The organism is Legionella tunisiensis, from assembly GCF_000308315.1.
In the GTDB taxonomy this organism is placed as follows: domain Bacteria; phylum Pseudomonadota; class Gammaproteobacteria; order Legionellales; family Legionellaceae; genus Tatlockia; species Tatlockia tunisiensis.
The window spans coordinates 15,122-31,169 of record NZ_CALJ01000042.1; the positions used below are offsets into that span (position 1 = coordinate 15,122).

The following is a 16,048-nucleotide window of genomic DNA, read 5'->3' on the forward strand; positions in this document are numbered from 1 at the left end:
TAAAGATAAACAGAAAAGTCAACGGACAAGCACTCCTTTTAAATGCATGTTAATATATCCTCCTTTTGAATTATCTCTGGCGGAGTATTCATGAGCAATTTAATCCAGGCCACTGAAATTGCCACCTTACAGCAAGACAGCATTGTACGTTGGAAAGCAAGTGGTGTTGTCATGGACCAACAAGGCTTTTTACGCTTGGTTGAAGAAAATCACGCATTCAATTATCAGTTGTGGCAGGCAGAAGATAAAGCCAGGCGCGATGATTTAGGCTACGAGTTTGTTTATCGTGCCAAACGAGAAATTGATCATTTTAATCAACAGCGCAATAATCGTATGGAGGCAATGGATGAATGGTTATTTACCACCTTGCGACCTGCTAGTCCCACGGAATGTCCTGTGCATTCTGAAACACCAGGAATGATGATAGACCGGTTATCCATTCTGGCGCTTAAGGCGTATCACATGGCTTTACAAAGTAAACGCATGGAGGTTGATGATACTCACCGTCAAAATTGTCAACGTAAATGGGAAACCATTATTGAACAGCAAAAACAACTAATTAATTGCTTACAGCAACTGTTTGAAGAAATAAACAATAAATCACGGACCTTTAGAGTATACCACCAATTTAAAATGTATAACGACCCTACATTAAATCCTGAGCTCTACAGAGTATGATAAGGCGATGGCAGGAGTAAGTCATCTGAAGCGCGAAGGGACGACGACACATTTTCGTTAACTGCTTCTTCTTTGGAGAAGAAGCTTGAATAGCTTCTTACGCGTCTAATGCGGGAAGGCTGGGTAGAAGAAAGAGGAGGAGGCAGAGCTGAAGGTAAATCCATATTGTGCGTTTGCAGATTAGGCGCGGAAGCAGAGAAAAATCCCCCTAAGCTCCTTCTTGCCTCTCTGTAATGAACACCAAATACTGACTGGCCTTCCATTACTCTACCCGGAGTCACATCGCTCCCAACCTCAGGAATCTTGTCAAGCATTGGCTGTTTATCAGCCACAACGCTATTGTTTGGCGTTGCTTGTTCATCAGGTTCAGCGTCGACCGGTGGACGGCCTAACCCACGCGCATAAGCTCGAAGAGAAAATATTATGGCATGAGCAACAGCACTAGCCATCATGAGACTCACCATGATTGGCGTATCATGGTAATGGCCTTGCTCGTCTACCTCTTGTAAAGAATAGAGAGTAAATCCTACCGCCTTACTCCCTTTACCTATACCAGAAAAAAATGAGCGTACTACTTCAAACCATGCCCCAAGCCAAGACCTTGGCAAACCTTCCACGTTCTCCCCATCTACAACAACTCGCCTGATTCTTTCTAAACTTTCTTCTTCACAAAAACGGCTTTTTTCCTCTTTGAGCGTATTCAATAGTCTCGATATTTCGGGAAAGTCGTCCTCAAAAAGTTTTTCTTTTTGCTTCGTAATATAATGGTTATGGGCCACAACTACCGACTGCACTGCAAAACCTGCAAGACAAGCCATGCCTAACATTATGCAACTAACCAGCAAGTTTGGCGGGAAAGCCGTTGAGAATAAAAGAAGCAAAGTCGATACCGCAAACATGGCACTGGCAAGGGCACCATAAGCTGCCAGACCATTACTTAATCCGGCCAAAACAGCAGCAGGATACGATAAAGTAGATAAAGAACGAAGTTCCTCACGTTTGCGTTTAAAATTATCGACTGCCGCGGCAAGACTCTCGGCAAGCTTTTTTCGCTGCACTACAAAGGACTCAAACTCTTCTTCTTTTGCTTCAGAAATTGTTTTGTTTAGCTCCTTAAGCTGTCCCACTAATGCTTCTATTCCTTTACTCTGCAAAGCTAACTCAACTCTTACCTCGCTGATAGAGAGTAAACGTTGAAAATTATATTCTTCATAAATACGTGTTGCCACACAGGTTAGAAAATAAATCGCACAAAATACACTCATTGCCTCCAGTACAGCAGGTGCCAAACTACAAATACCTAAGACACCAACATAGAGATAAAGGCCGTCAACAATACCTCCATAAGCCGCTGAGAGTAAAGCCATTGCCCGTACTCGTTCAGAGTGGTGGTATATTTTCTTGCGATTAGTAGCTATCTCTTCTTCAGATAATCCGGGACCTTTCCGGATCGTCTGGGCTAATCTGATATTCGCTCTCGTCATGTCTTTACGGTCTTGACCGACCAGCATACGGAACCATAAGCGATTAAGTACCGACAAGCCTCCTAATAATAGGCTTACTGGAACAATAAGATGATGCAAATCCTGAGTTAGATTTAATAGCTCAAAGACTATGAACGTGCTACGCACTCCTTTATATGCATTTTTTAATCCTTTCATTGCGTCACGGCAATAAGGCCACACCACAGCCATATAGCGTTTAAACGAATTCTTATCGTCATCGCGGAAGTAATTGGCCAGCATGGAAAATACAATGAGAGATACCGAAGTTGCCGCAATTGTTTCCATCCCTTCCAGCGACATCATCCACTCATGCATTGCATCTGCAGACGGTATATCGCCGTGAAGATCAAAAAACATTTCAGCATGCTGCTGTTGAGGTTCAATCCATCGATAGCCCCGCAAAGCAAATAGACAAAGGCATTATCGTGTAATTGAGCTGCTAACGCACTTGGAGCTTTATTATTCATGGCCAATTAGATCCATAAAAACTGGAACCTGTTTTGCCAAACAATTGAAAATAGCCTCAAGCGTCATGATTAACCATGGATAAACGGCTAAGATGAACAGAATTGTACGTAATTAAGCGCCAAATAACAACTGAAATTTTCATTTGGCTTAGAATTAAGATAACAGATAAGCAGCAAATCATTTCCGCAAAAAGTTAAAAAGGCGCAAGTGTGTAAGTCTTGCCTATTGTTGAGATAGTTAACTTGTATCTCAGTAGATTTTTCTATTAAAGTTAACCAAGTTTTCCCCAGCAACCGTTATAAAATTAATATGAGCTTAACGAAAGAAATTACCTATCAAGATAACGAGACCATTTGTCACGGTTTCATTGCTTATGATAATAATCATACAAATCCTAAACCTTGTGTGATGGTTGCCCATGACTGGGGAGGGCGTAATGAGGATTCCTGTAATAAAGCCAAACAACTGGCTGCGATGGGTTTTGTTGGCTTCGCTATCGATATGTATGGACAAGCGCAACTGGGTCAAGACAAGACAGAAAAAAGAGCATTAATGACGCCACTTGTACAAAATCGCAAAAAATTAGCCGATCGTATTCTCGCCGCCTTCAATACAGCGACTCAATTACCCCAAGTAGATCAGACAAAAATCGCAGTAATAGGCTATTGCTTTGGTGGTTTATGTGCCTTAGATCTTGCCCGCACTGGGGCAGATGTGAAAGGGGTTGTTAGTTTTCATGGTATACTCACCGCACCAGAGGAAGAGGTGCCGGCAAAACTTAACGCCAAAATTCTGGTTTTACATGGCTATGACGATCCTTTAGTTTTGCCTGAACAAGTCAACCAATTTGCTCAAGAAATGACAACAAGAAAAGCCGATTGGCAAATTCATATGTATGGCCTAACAGCACATTCCTTCACTAATCCAGAAGCTAACGACGACGAAATGGGCTTACATTATAACGAAACCGCCGATCGCCGTTCCTGGATCAGTATGGCGTTATTTTTAAACGAACTATTTGCTGATTAACATGAGTTTGATATAAAAAATATTAGCCCGTAAAATGCGCGGCATTTATACGAGTCCAATTAAAATAGACTAATGGTCGAATTTATATCATAAACTCAATAAAGCCAACGCATTAGTACGACACAGCGCCTCTTTCCGCTGACTTGATAACTCTAATTCAGCAAAAAGTTTTGTCGAATAATTAAGCCAGTCAGTAATATGCATTTGATTGGTTTGTCCAAGATCAGAACTATAAATGACCCGCTGTATCTGGTGTAGAACCTTAGCCAGATCGTCTCTGTTTTGATGACCAAGCAAATAAGTAAGTACCGTTTGCTCAATCCAAACAAAATCATGCTTACTAATTTCTTGTAATTCTTCAGCCATTAAGGCTGTTAAAGGATGAGCAGGTTGATTGAGTAACAACGCAGGAACCCTGTGCTTAATACAAGCATCCAGCAAAGCGTAGGTTTCGTCTTTAGAAGCATGACCTGTTGATAAAACCAGGGGATAATCTTGCGCCATTTTCAAAACTTCAATCGCTGCTCGTCTTAGCCGTTTTTTCTCATCAAATACTGTTTCTCCAACAAAACATTGCTCACTTAAAGCCGGGTGAACTAATTGCCGAGGTAATTTCGATTGAAATTTACGGCCTGTAATAGTGGGAAAATGCACGATCATTTTAGCGGCTATCAAAGGTTGATATTCAGCCAGAGCCCTTAAGATAACGCGATAATTTATCCCGCCAGCAATATGATTTAAAACTAAAGAAGGTAGAACTGGTAATCCCTGTTTTTGGGCCAAAGTTGCCTGTACACTCGTGGCACCCAAGTGGCTTTTTAACACCACTATTCCTTGTAAAGATTGGTAAATTTTGCCTGCTTCAATGGCAGTTAAACGCCGTTGATAAAGATCGGGATCAGCATGATAATGAATATCTATAAACTGGTAATCTGCCAACTTCTGCAAAAATTTACTCATCGCTATGCTTTAACCAAGGTTGATCATAACGATAATCCTTACGAGCCTGCTCCAAACTTATGCCTCTTTGCACAGCCGCATTAATTCGTTGTTCCGTGATTTTTATATTGTGGGCTTTTTCAATGATGTCCGTCACTAAATGTACCGGAATAACCAAAACGCCATTATCATCAGCAAAAATGAGATCATCGGGCTTGATTGGTATGCCGTTAATATTCAGGGGACATTGTTCATCCGCCATGTACACACGATTTTTACCCGAACGCATAAAAGAACCTGTACAAAATACAGGATAGTTAACATCGCGAATAAATTTAACATCTCTTACAGCACCATTCACTATAGTGCCGCTGATGGCTTTTTTTAGGGCGACCTGGGTTAAAATCTCTCCCCAAGTGGTGCAGTCATTGCGCCCCTGATTGTCGATAACAATGACTGATTGAGCAGGGACACTATCGATATAATTCGCCGCGCCCTTAAAAGTATCTGGCCGCTGCTCATAAGGTAAATACTTAATTGTATAAGCAGGGCCTATTAACTTCATTCCCGGAGATAAAGGTTTCAGATTTGTTACAGCACCTTCCACACCACAAGCATCAAGCGCATCCGCAATTTCGGCAGAGTTAAACTTCCTCAATACCTCAATCTGCTGCTTTCTCTCCGTTTCGCTAATACGAGGCGCTTGTTCTTTATCTGTCGAGTAATTTGTCATGTCAGTTTCTTGGGCTTGGTATAAGCAGTGCTCAATAATAGCCTCTGCCATCTCTTCGGTAGTAGCATTACCACCTACATCATAGGTTACAAATTTACCTTGTCGCACAATTGCTATAACTGCCTGCTTAATTTTTTCTGCGGCTGTTGTGTAACCAAAATGGTTCAATAACAAACTAATGGTTAAAAACATTGCACTAGGATTTGCCCGGTTGCTTCCGATTCGGGGCCCGCTACCATGCACTGGTTCAAAATAACAACCTTTGACACCAATATTCGCACTTGGCGCAAAACCAAGGCCACCCATTACACCGGCACCTAAATCAGATAAAATATCACCAAACATATTCTCTGCAACAATAACTCCAAATTCCTCTGGACATCTTACCAACCATAAAGCCATCGCATCTATATTCAGAATATCGGCTGTAATGTGTGAATATTGACTGGATACTGCCTCGAAAAGTTCGCGAGCAAAATCACTGCTCTGGCGTAAAACGTTAGGTTTATCAGCAAAGGTTACCCGCTTGATTCCTTGCTCATGCGCGTATTTAAATGCAAATTCAAACAAACGTATTAATCCTACTTTAGTCTGTAAACGCAATGTACAACTAATTTCATTTTTTGCAATTTTTTGCCAATGCTTATTTTCATCTAGGAGACTATGCAATCCTTTTGGCAAAGGATAATAGTCAAAACCAGAATATAATCCTTCGGTGTTTTCACGAATAATGCAAAAATTAAAATCCTTTTCCTCTCCCTTAATATTAAAGCAAGGTCTAATATTCGCGAAAAGATCTAATTTTTGCCTTAATTGGATAATTGGAGATACATAATTGCGTTTGGCATGCTTAAACTCTGGGGCTAACTCTTGTAAAGCCTCCCGTTTTGGTTTGCTGGTAATCGCACCAAGCAACGTTGTATCCGCCTGATTAATTAGTTTCCATGTTCTTTCGGGAAGAGGATTTCCTTCTTTTTGCCAACAAGACCAGCCTATCTCACCAAAATTTAATTCCACCGGTATTTCAAGAGCTGTAAAGATAGGTATTGCTGCCTCGGTAACCTCGACACCTATCCCATCACCTGGCAAAACTGCTATCTTAAGTACATTCTTAGGTTTCACTATTTAATCTCTCCAAGATCAGTTTTTTGCAAAAGATGGATTATCCTGTAATACACGCATTCCTGCCTGTGGCACAATGCATAAATCACCCACTCTTGGAGCTAAAACATTTTCTTTATTGACCAGCGTTGAGCATTCACCTATCAAATGTAAATGATCGACTGTCGTTTGCTCTAAAATTGCTGTTGCATCCGTATCCAAAACACGTTGCAAACCAAAAATTAACCGATTAGCCGCACTCACCATGCTGCTTGCAGGAAGGGTTTGCAACGGTGCATCATAAGGAGAAAAAACATCTTTATATAAAGAAACCAACGCATCATTTACTCGATTTGCTTTACAAAGTGTAATAACATCACCCAATTTTTTTGCAGTGCCTCATCAGCAAAAGTCGGGGTAGAAAATAAAACAACAGGCTTTTTACTGTTAACAAATAAAGAAAACATTGCTGCAAAATAACCCCACCAAAAGAGAACCCAAAAAATGCATCATAATTTACCAACCATTTTTTGAGATGATCTTGCCAAAGCTGATAATAAACGTCATTGGAAATGTCTATAGAAAACGTCTTATTTATCGCTAAAGGATCGATAAAATCGATCTGGTATACTGCCTCTAAAAAGGAAAGGGTACTTGCAATTGATTCAATATCAGATTGCTGAGGCATAACAGGAGCAATAGTTAATATTTTTTCTCATATTAATTCCAATTTTATAGCAGAGCATATAAAAATAATGATTGATTTGACAGAAAATGTTTATTTACTTGCATGTTTCCCCGTTACACTACAATAAATTTAGCGTATCGGTTGTTTCTTTAAATTTCTTCATTTCTGCCGTTGAAAAATCAGAAATACCACGAATGAATTCGTCCATTTCAATGTCTTCACTACCAATTCCCAAGGCCTTACGCACATAATTTGCTGCCATTAAGACAGGAGTCAACCTGTATTTTTAATATTTATTGCATGTAAATAAGCCGTAAAAACTCCGTCCTCAGGTTACCTATGCCCTTACCCATACCAGCAAGTGAAGCATCGATATAGTGTGCTCCAGCGTTCATTGCTGCCAACGTATTAGCCTGAGCTAATCCTAAATTATCATGGGCATGAAAACCCAAAGGGATCGAATATTGCCTGCTGTATTTGCGGTAAATCTGGTCAACTCTTGCTGGCAATAGACTACCATTTGAATCCGCGAAATAAATCATATCTGGCTTATGTCGATTAACTCTCGCCAATACGTCATCTAATTCACATTCTTTATAATGTGAGGCATGAATAAAATTGACAGAGATTGCTAAACCATATTGTTTTCCCATATCGATGATTGGGCAAGCCTCTTCCACATCACCTTTAATAATACAAATTCTAAGCAATTGGACACCACTGTCCTTTAATTCCTTAATATCAGTCGTCGTTACATTTTTAGGGTGCGCCATGACAGCGATTTTTGCTTTTTTACCTGAGAAGTACAAAACAGAAGATAGTCCTTTTCACATAACCCTGCTTTACCAATATTCTCAATAGGAGCGATTGAACCATTGCGGTAACCAATTTCAATATACTCGATCCCAGAATTATCGAGTGATGTTAAAATTGCTTGTAACTCGTTATTTTTAAAATGGAAGTTAGTTCTATGTCCCCCGTCTCTTAGTGAGACATCTAACAATTCTATGGTATTCATAATTACTACTGTCCAGTTACTTTCAGGCTGCAATGTTTAGTTTACCAGTAACTTATTATGGATAAACCCTGAAAAAGCTAAGAAAATTAATCTTGTTATAGTCTTAAGTACTATATAGCACATACCACTAAGAAAAGGGGGCTGCAAAACGTTATTAATCCCCCTGACATCACGGTAAATTATACTGCAAAATTTTATCTGTACGTCTTAGCGATATCCACCAAGCTTGCACAAATTACTGTAATCGAGTAGCTTGACCATACCGTTTTTCCGAATTGACTAATTCTATGAACAAATTAGCAATCATTACTGGCGCAAGCAGAGGCATTGGGAAACACGCGGCACATTATTTTGCTGAACAAGGTTTTGATCTTGCTTTAATTGCCAGAAATGAATCTTTATTGAATAAAGTTAGTAAAGAACTAACCGAAAAATTTGCTATTAAGACCACCGTGTTTGCTCTGGATGTAAGCGACTACGAAGCCGTTTCTAAATGCAGTAAGTATCTTGCTTCTCGCTATCAAACGATTGATATTTTGTTTAATAACGCGGGACTTTGGTTCCTTGGCAGTAGTGCAATCGGACCCGATGAATTTAACGCTATGATAGATGTTAATTTGCGTGGTATTTATAATATGGTTCATGCCATCGTTCCTTACATGAAAAAGCAACAATCGGGCTATATCTTCAACATGGCATCATACGCAGGCAAACGACCTGTCGCCCGCTCAGGTGCTTATTGCATGACCAAGTATGGCGTCGTAGGTTATAGTCAATCCCTGAGTCTTGAGTTAAATCAGGACAATATTAAAGTAACAGCCATTTGTCCTAGTGTTATTGATACTGATATGACTAAAATGATGCCTGACTTCCCAGATGAAGAAAAAATTCTCTGTCAGGATGTCATTGAAACGATTCATTATCTTCTTCAACTAAGCCCAAAGGTTTACATTGATGAAGTGATTTTAAAATCCAGTTTTTTGCTTAAAAAATCAAACGAATAATCTGCTTTCTTACATTTCCTTTACCAACCCAAGACAAGAATTTTTATTACTCAATATGGTGGATTTGATAGCAAAAATCCGTATACTAATGATTGCCCTATATTTGCACGATCTAGCTCTGGGCGTAGGCCCACAAATCTGCTAGTATTGCGGGTATTTTTCACAATTATTTAAAGGTTTTTTTAATGCGTCGGCGTAATTTATTTGTTCTAATTTTATCAATCTTAGCGGGATGTTCCATGGCAGCGGATGAAAAAAAATTTATGGCTATGTTGAAAAAGCGACTCTGATCGATAAAAACATGACTTTATCAGCCAAATTAGATACCGGCGCCAAATCCGCTTCGCTCAGCGCCATTGATATCCATGAAGTGGAAAAAAGCGGCAAACCTTATTTGCGCTTTAAAGTTCCCGGTAAAGAAGGTAACGTCGAGTTTACCTGCGAATACCTGGGTAAAGTTAGAATAAAAGTGCGCGCAGGAGAAAATTTAGCTGCAGAGCCAATCAAGCGGCCGATCGTTTTGATAAATATCAAAATTGGTGAAAAAATTCGTGCTATACCTGTTAATTTAACCAATCGTAAACGCTTTAATTACCCCTTACTTCTTGGTAGAGATGCAATTATTGCTTTTAATGGACTGGTTGACCCAAGTCATGCCTTTATGATGAGAACAGAGAAAGTAGAAACAAAATGAAGTCAAATAAACGCCATGTTTATGGCTTAATCCTCACCCTCTTTATAATAGGAATTAGCATATTCTTTTACCGTCATCTTGTCTTGGATGTTCCTTTAACTGATACGGAAACAGTTAATAGTTGGATGGTGGAAGCGAATTTGCGCTTCACAGCAGAACGTAATACGCCTGTTAAAGCAAGTTTTACCATCCCCTATATGCCACCCTATTTTGCGATTCTGGATGAATATTTCGTTTCCCATAATTATGGTGTAACGACCAATTTGAATGGTTATAACCGTCAGACAGTATGGTCGCTTAGGCGTAGCAGTGGGGCGCAATCACTTTACTACCGCGCTATCTTTCGTGAAACTGACAATAATGAATCGTCCTTAGGCAAACCGCCTATAGTAAAAGCGCAACCGCTTCTTGAAAATCAAAAATCAGCCGTTGACACCATTACCAGTCAAGTACGTCAATCCTCTGCTGACATTCAAACTTTTGCACAAGGAACTATTAAGGAATTAAATAGGAAAGACGGCAATGCAAGATTATTGGTGGGCGATGAATTCAATGATGAGAATGTTATAAAGGCTACGATTACCATATTAAATCAGGCCCGAATCTATGCCATGCCAGTCAAGGGCATTTACTTGAATCAACAAAATAAAGCTGACTTTAAGTTGTTCATGGTAGTTTACAATGGAAAAGATTGGGTTTATATCAATCCTCGTACAGGTGGAGCCGGTTTTCCCAAGAATTTCCTTGTTTGGCAGTATGGCTTTGATCCTCTCTTTGAAGTGGTGGGCGGTAAAAAGCCTATCTTTAACTTAACGGTTTCTCCTACTCCCATTAATGCTTTAACCATTGCTAAGGCACGCGGCTCGCAAACCGATTCGCAGCTACTGCGTTTCTCACTGTTGCAGTTGCCTGTTAATGTCCAGGAAACTTATAAGATTTTACTGACTGTACCCATTGGAGCCTTTATTATCTTGTTACTGCGTAACTTTGTGGGTTTGAAAACCTTTGGTACCTTCATGCCCGTATTAATTGCGCTTGCTTTTCGTGAAACACATGTAATTTGGGGAATCACGCTTTTTACCATTATTGTTTCATTTGGCTTACTGGCCCGATTTTACCTCGATCAACTTCGTCTCCTTTTGGTCCCAAGGTTAGCCGCTATCCTTACTGTTGTCATTTTGCTCATGATTTTTATCTCAGTAGTAAGTCAAAATTTAGGTTTGGATTCTGGTCTATCAGTCGCTTTATTCCCAATGGTTATTCTTACTATGACCATTGAGCGTATGTGTATAACCTGGGATGAGCGAGGCGCATCAGATGCAATTAAATCAGGAGTCGGCAGTCTTATTGCAGCGGTTATTGCTTTTGGTGCAATGAACTACCCCCCCATGCAGTATTTAATTTTTGCCTTCCCTGAGTTACTCCTGGTTCTATTGGCGTTGATTTTATGGTTTGGCCAATACCGCGGCTACCGAGTTACTGAATTGTTTCGCTTTAAAGTACTTGGTGGAGAACACTAATGTGGAATTTGTACCGCCGTTTATCTCAGCGCGGCATCCTGAGTATCAACCAACGGAATAGTGATTACGTTCTTAAATACAATGAGCGTAAACGCTATCCCTTGGTTGATGACAAATTGCAAACCAAGCAACTAGCGACGCAATCAGGAATAGCAGTTCCTCGCTTATATGAAACGATCGAAAGTGAACATCAAATAAAAATCTTGAGCAAATTTTGCAACCTTATAAAGATTTTGTAATTAAGCCGGCACATGGTGCGGGTGGTGATGGCATCTTGGTTGTTACCGATCGTGTTTTTGGACGGTATCGCCAAATTAATGGCAAATTAACTACCTTGCAGGAAATGAGTTATCATTTATCCTGTTTATTATCAGGCGCCTACAGTTTAGGCGGTCATAGCGATTACGCCATTATAGAACATCGCGTCGTCGTTGATCCTGTCTTTAAAGAAGTCAGTTACGAAGGGATTCCTGATATTCGCATTATTACCTTACTAGGCTATCCAGCGATGGCCATGGCACGCTTACCCACTCGCCTGTCAGGTGGTAAAGCAAATCTACACCAAGGTGCCATCGGCGTGGGTATTAATTTAGCAACTGGCAAAACACTGGGTGGTGTATTTCATAATGACGCCATTGATTTTCACCCTGATACGCTGGCACCCATTGTTGACATTTCCGTGCCTTACTGGGATAACATTTTAGAAATTGCTGCCAGCTGCTATGAGTTAACTGGTTTGGGTTATTTAGGGGTTGATATTGTCCTTGACAAAGAGCATGGGCCACTTATGCTGGAACTCAACGCCCGCCCTGGCCTAAACATTCAAATCGCCAATCGCGAGGGTGGCCTTAAGCGCTACAAACAAATTGAAGCACGTGCAGCAGAAGGGCAGGAGTCCATCGCAGCTCGGATTGCTTATAGTAAACAGCAGTTCGCTCGTTAAACGAAAAAGCTTTCTAGCAAACTAGTTACTCGTCAGTCATCCACAACAGCAACAGCAGATAAAATTGAAACGGAACGACCTTCACCTACCTTCATTGCCAGAAATCCAGCAGCCTTAAATAAGGCTGCTAAATAACGAAGATTATTATAACGAAGCGCTGCGAATACGCAGTACTTCTGTGGCCAGCAATTTAAAATAATCATAAGACATGTAGAAATCGCCCTGATCACCAATCTTATCACCCCACGAGTTACGCAAAGTGAGTAGGCCACGATGCTCATGGCCTTTATTATCAATAGCGACTGCATTATCATCATAACCAGTAATAACCATCTGATGACCAGCAAAGCTTGGGTTCAGCAAAATATCCAGGGCAATTTCAGGCGTTAATACCCAGCTATCCTGTGTTGCTTTATGAGTCCCTACGGCGCCCACCGTTCCTATATCAAGATCTATCAGCAACACCCCCACAACCAATCTATCACCGGCTCTTAGACTGGTTTTCACATCATAAAGGGTCTTCCTGCCATCCGTACGCTCTGTAAATGATTGATAAACATCTAAGATAGTCGACCAAACAAGCTGCTTGTTATCCAAGCGCTCACTTATTTGGTGAAAATCCTCAACATTCATCACGGATTCCGCAGGCGCATTTTCGTTGAGAGGATACTCTAACATACCAGCACAGCTATGAGCCGTCTGTTGTTCCTTACTAACTATACCAAAAAGCTCCATTTGACTCAGGATTTCACGCCCCCAGGCGCCTTCCCAACCACTGGTAGCATAACCTGATTTTTCCAGGTAACTACCCAGCTGTAATTGACACAATTGACTAACGTAATCGCCTTTGTTTAAAGCGGCATCGACTGCCGCTGTGCAAGCAAAAATTGTACAGGTCCCGTGGGCACCCTGATTTAATACAGGCACATTATTCATTCCAAGTTGAACTTGCATTGGGTAATTACCAGCTATAGGCTCCTCGCCGACATGAGTCAATTGCTTGGTATACGCCAATGCATTTTGTGCTTTATGAGTAAGTTTTTGCCTGGCACGCTCTGAAAGTTTGACCTTGAGTAAGGTAATTTTTTATCTGGGGTGTTGGTGTTACCACAGCTCGCCGACTAGCTTTCGCGGTCACTGGGGAAAGAGGGGTTGATTTAACTGTTTGAGTAATTGTTCCTACAAATTTAACATCTTCAGCGGCTAAACTACCGCTTACTGCCATCAACAAAACAGCGAGTCGTGCTAGCTTCATATCGCTCTCCAAAAATTTACGAAATCCTTTACCTCGGCGCGAGTATATCACATGCTATATTTTATGGAGCAAGCCGTCAGGAAGATTTGATTTTACACCTATGGTTAGAAACGAGCTGATTTTGACAAAAATTTGACCACAAAACTATGTTGATCAATCTATTATTAAATATTGATAATTTTAAGTATCTTAATGATATCTTTGGCCATACCTATGAGCATCTTAATATAACATTGAGAAAGAACATGAAAAAAACCGAGTCGCATCACAAAAAATTTAAATTAACTTTAAGATTTAAGACCTGTTACAGAGAAACGCTGCCTATCCTGCAAGCGTAACGCCGTTAATTGGCCGCCCCATAAACACCCCGTATCAATCGCATAAATCGATGACTCCGAACATAATCCTCCCAATGCAGCCCAATGACCAAAAACAAGATCTACATCGATCGTTTTACGGCCTGGTACAGCAAACCAAGGAATTAATCCAGCAGGAGCTTGAGCAATGGTTCCTTTATAATTAAGAACAAGGCGCCCTTGGGCATCACAAAAACGCATACGAGTAAAATAATTGGTAATAACACGCAATCGCTCAATACCGATCAACTCTGATGACCAATAATTAGGCTCGTTCCCATACATTTCGGCCAAATAGTTGCGATAATTTACGCCAGATAAAACACTCTCTAACTCAAGAGCACAGGATTTTGCCAAAGCTAAATCCCAAGCAGGGGCAATACCTGCATGACACATAACAATATTTAATTTCGGTTCGTGGTATAAAATTGACTGCTGACGTAACCAATGACCAAGCTCTTCACCGTCATCAGCAACTAAAATATCATGCAAGGTATCATCATGGTTACTCCAGGGGTGACCACCAAACAGTTTACCTAACAAATGCAAATCATGGTTACCTAAAGTAATCCGCGCAGAAACAGGCAAATTTTTGATAAAACGTAAAACAGCCAAGGACTCCGGTCCACGATTAACCAAATCGCCCACAAACCATAAACGATCAACCTTCTCATCAAAATCGATATGGGTAAGCAGACGTTGTAAGGGTTCATAACAGCCTTGCACATCGCCTATTACATAATCAGGCACCGTTAAGTACCCCTGGGCGTATTGAAACAGGTGGCGTGGGGGTAACCGGTGCTTCTTGCCATTGACCCACAGCCGTCAGATGCTGTAAGGCGTTCGCAATATGTGTATTCTGCTGGCGGGTAAAATGGTTATTAAATTGAGCCTGATTGATTAATTCAGTTGCCGAAATCGTTGCCGATTTACCAGTATTCAAGCTATGTAACTGTACCTGCGCAGGAAGTGCAACAGCATAATTCGCAAAGACAATACCATTATGCATCTGCTGATTAGACGTTTGTTCAAAACGCGAGGAAACGCCGCCATCAGCCGCCACACTGTGTAAGCCTAAAGATAAAAAGCCTTTTTGTATCGCCTGCCAATTTTTATATTCAGGATGTTCTCGCACAAAGAGTTGGAATATCTCTGGCGTCATTAACATACCACCAGGCACCATGAACAAGGGTGCTTTATTAACATGAATACGGCCTGTATCTAAAGATCTAGTAAGCCATTGAATAAACTCTACTCCAATCTGCTGCTCTATTTCAGCAAGTGATTCAGGGACGCCACCGGTAAAAGTGCTCACTCGGCCATAGCGATTACCACGTGAACCATAATTCCGCAGCATCATTTGGTTAAAATACCGTTGGATAGCAATCGCATCTGCCCGGATTAAAATCGCACCCAAAGTTCCGGCTGCATGTGCATCTTCGTTAAGCAAAGCAAGCCATACAGCCAATACTTGCGGATTTGCAGCAATCCAAGCGAAACCACTAGCAGGCATTAGCAATCGCGCGATTAATATATTAAGACGGCGGCGGAATTCTTCATCCGATTCTTTTTGAAATTCATAACTATAGTGACTCCCTACCGACACAATACTTTCCAGTAAAGGATTCCACTGTTTTAAAAACTGGCCATTGTTATCATATAAATCAAGGCTATAATCGATATACAGTTTACCTGCGCCTTGTAAAATAGCAGCAGAAAATAATGCGTATTGCCACAATTTCTGCTCTTCTGATAATTCTGCTCCTCCTTCTTGTACGAGGTACTGGCGAAAAAGACCCAGTGCCGCCTCAGTGCGATTTAAGGCGTAATCTAATAAGCCGCCTTGTTGCGAATAATAACTATTAGACGTTTCAGGCAAATGTTGACAATGATTAACCAGATTATGCACTAAACTCAGGCATAGACTATCGAACCGCGCCTCTTCCAGAGCGGTCGCCTCACGAATTTGCAACATGAGTGTTTTACGCTTTTCTTCTGCTAATATTAGTGCAGCAGGCGTAATACGCGTCAACTCTTTGAGCGATTTGGCATTCGAGGATCCTGCCTTTTTTCCGGGACGATGAAACAAATCAGCCTCCAAATTCAGCATTTATTAA

The 16,048-nt window shown here is 40.8% G+C and carries 16 protein-coding genes and 1 pseudogene; 6 read left to right on the forward strand and 11 right to left on the reverse strand.

Annotation, left to right across the window (positions count from 1 at the left end):
- Positions 1-90 precede the first annotated feature (90 nt).
- Positions 91-678, forward strand: a complete 588-nt coding sequence (locus BN58_RS03115; RefSeq protein WP_019215604.1) for a DUF4254 domain-containing protein — start codon at positions 91-93, stop codon at positions 676-678.
- Here the strand turns inward: BN58_RS03115 and BN58_RS03120 are convergent.
- A complete protein-coding gene (locus BN58_RS03120; RefSeq protein WP_156812333.1) occupies positions 666-2,540 on the reverse strand; it encodes a YdbT family protein in 1,875 nt (624 codons plus the stop codon). The genes BN58_RS03115 and BN58_RS03120 overlap by 13 nt on opposite strands.
- Before the next feature lie 420 nt (positions 2,541-2,960).
- Here BN58_RS03120 and BN58_RS03125 point away from each other — a divergent pair, with 420 nt between their 5' ends.
- Positions 2,961-3,680: a dienelactone hydrolase family protein gene (locus tag BN58_RS03125; protein ID WP_019215606.1), complete on the forward strand. Its 720-nt coding sequence runs from the start codon at positions 2,961-2,963 to the stop codon at positions 3,678-3,680.
- A gap of 87 nt (positions 3,681-3,767) precedes the next feature.
- Here the strand turns inward: BN58_RS03125 and BN58_RS03130 are convergent, their stop codons facing one another.
- From BN58_RS03130 to BN58_RS32580, 6 genes are all read right to left on the reverse strand, one after another.
- Positions 3,768-4,640 (reverse strand): DUF6282 family protein, encoded by an 873-nt coding sequence (locus BN58_RS03130; protein ID WP_019215607.1) that lies wholly within the window; start codon positions 4,638-4,640, stop codon positions 3,768-3,770.
- On the reverse strand, positions 4,633-6,474 hold the full coding sequence (locus BN58_RS03135; RefSeq protein ID WP_019215608.1) for an isocitrate/isopropylmalate family dehydrogenase: 1,842 nt from the start codon (positions 6,472-6,474) through the stop codon (positions 4,633-4,635). Before BN58_RS03135 ends, BN58_RS03130 begins: the two co-directional genes overlap by 8 nt.
- Positions 6,475-6,492: 18 nt before the next feature.
- Positions 6,493-6,837 (reverse strand): hypothetical protein, encoded by a 345-nt coding sequence (locus BN58_RS28025; protein ID WP_019215609.1) that lies wholly within the window; start codon positions 6,835-6,837, stop codon positions 6,493-6,495.
- 422 nt (positions 6,838-7,259) lie between these two features.
- Positions 7,260-7,403, reverse strand: a complete 144-nt coding sequence (locus BN58_RS32570) for a hypothetical protein (RefSeq protein ID WP_019215611.1) — start codon at positions 7,401-7,403, stop codon at positions 7,260-7,262.
- 31 nt (positions 7,404-7,434) lie between these two features.
- The gene (locus BN58_RS32575) at positions 7,435-7,914 is read right to left on the reverse strand and encodes a beta/alpha barrel domain-containing protein (protein ID WP_232220292.1); all 480 of its coding nucleotides are present in this window, start codon (positions 7,912-7,914) and stop codon (positions 7,435-7,437) included.
- Positions 7,893-8,192, reverse strand: a complete 300-nt coding sequence (locus BN58_RS32580; RefSeq protein WP_232220293.1) for a beta/alpha barrel domain-containing protein — start codon at positions 8,190-8,192, stop codon at positions 7,893-7,895. The genes BN58_RS32575 and BN58_RS32580 overlap by 22 nt, the downstream gene beginning before the upstream one ends.
- A 254-nt stretch (positions 8,193-8,446) precedes the next feature.
- On the opposite strand from BN58_RS32580, the gene BN58_RS03150 reads away from it, so the two are divergent.
- The 4 genes and pseudogenes from BN58_RS03150 to BN58_RS21645 all read left to right on the forward strand — a co-directional run bounded on the left by BN58_RS03150 (position 8,447) and on the right by BN58_RS21645 (position 12,320).
- Entirely contained in the window at positions 8,447-9,163 is a 717-nt protein-coding gene (locus BN58_RS03150; RefSeq protein ID WP_019215612.1) for an SDR family oxidoreductase, read from the forward strand.
- Between the two features lie 301 nt (positions 9,164-9,464).
- On the forward strand, positions 9,465-9,857 hold the full coding sequence (locus BN58_RS03155) for an ATP-dependent zinc protease family protein (RefSeq protein ID WP_019215613.1): 393 nt from the start codon (positions 9,465-9,467) through the stop codon (positions 9,855-9,857).
- The gene (locus tag BN58_RS03160) at positions 9,854-11,377 is read left to right on the forward strand and encodes an inactive transglutaminase family protein (RefSeq protein WP_026069213.1); all 1,524 of its coding nucleotides are present in this window, start codon (positions 9,854-9,856) and stop codon (positions 11,375-11,377) included. The genes BN58_RS03155 and BN58_RS03160 overlap by 4 nt, the downstream gene beginning before the upstream one ends.
- Positions 11,377-12,320 (forward strand): annotated as a pseudogene (locus BN58_RS21645) (alpha-L-glutamate ligase-like protein). Before BN58_RS03160 ends, BN58_RS21645 begins: the two are co-directional and overlap by 1 nt.
- Positions 12,321-12,464: 144 nt before the next feature.
- Here BN58_RS21645 and BN58_RS21650 read toward each other — a convergent pair.
- From BN58_RS21650 to BN58_RS03180, 4 genes are all read right to left on the reverse strand, one after another.
- Positions 12,465-13,334, reverse strand: a complete 870-nt coding sequence (locus BN58_RS21650) for a C1 family peptidase (protein WP_019215615.1) — start codon at positions 13,332-13,334, stop codon at positions 12,465-12,467.
- Positions 13,335-13,347: 13 nt separating this feature from the next.
- Positions 13,348-13,575 (reverse strand): hypothetical protein, encoded by a 228-nt coding sequence (locus BN58_RS21655; RefSeq protein ID WP_019215616.1) that lies wholly within the window; start codon positions 13,573-13,575, stop codon positions 13,348-13,350.
- 287 nt (positions 13,576-13,862) lie between these two features.
- Positions 13,863-14,681, reverse strand: coding sequence for a symmetrical bis(5'-nucleosyl)-tetraphosphatase (locus BN58_RS03175; protein ID WP_019215617.1), 819 nt, complete (start codon positions 14,679-14,681; stop codon positions 13,863-13,865).
- Positions 14,674-16,020 carry a conjugal transfer nickase/helicase domain-containing protein gene (locus tag BN58_RS03180; protein ID WP_198009806.1) on the reverse strand — a complete coding sequence of 449 codons (1,347 nt, stop codon included), beginning with the start codon at positions 16,018-16,020 and terminating at the stop codon, positions 14,674-14,676. The genes BN58_RS03175 and BN58_RS03180 overlap by 8 nt, the downstream gene beginning before the upstream one ends.
- Positions 16,021-16,048 lie beyond the last annotated feature (28 nt).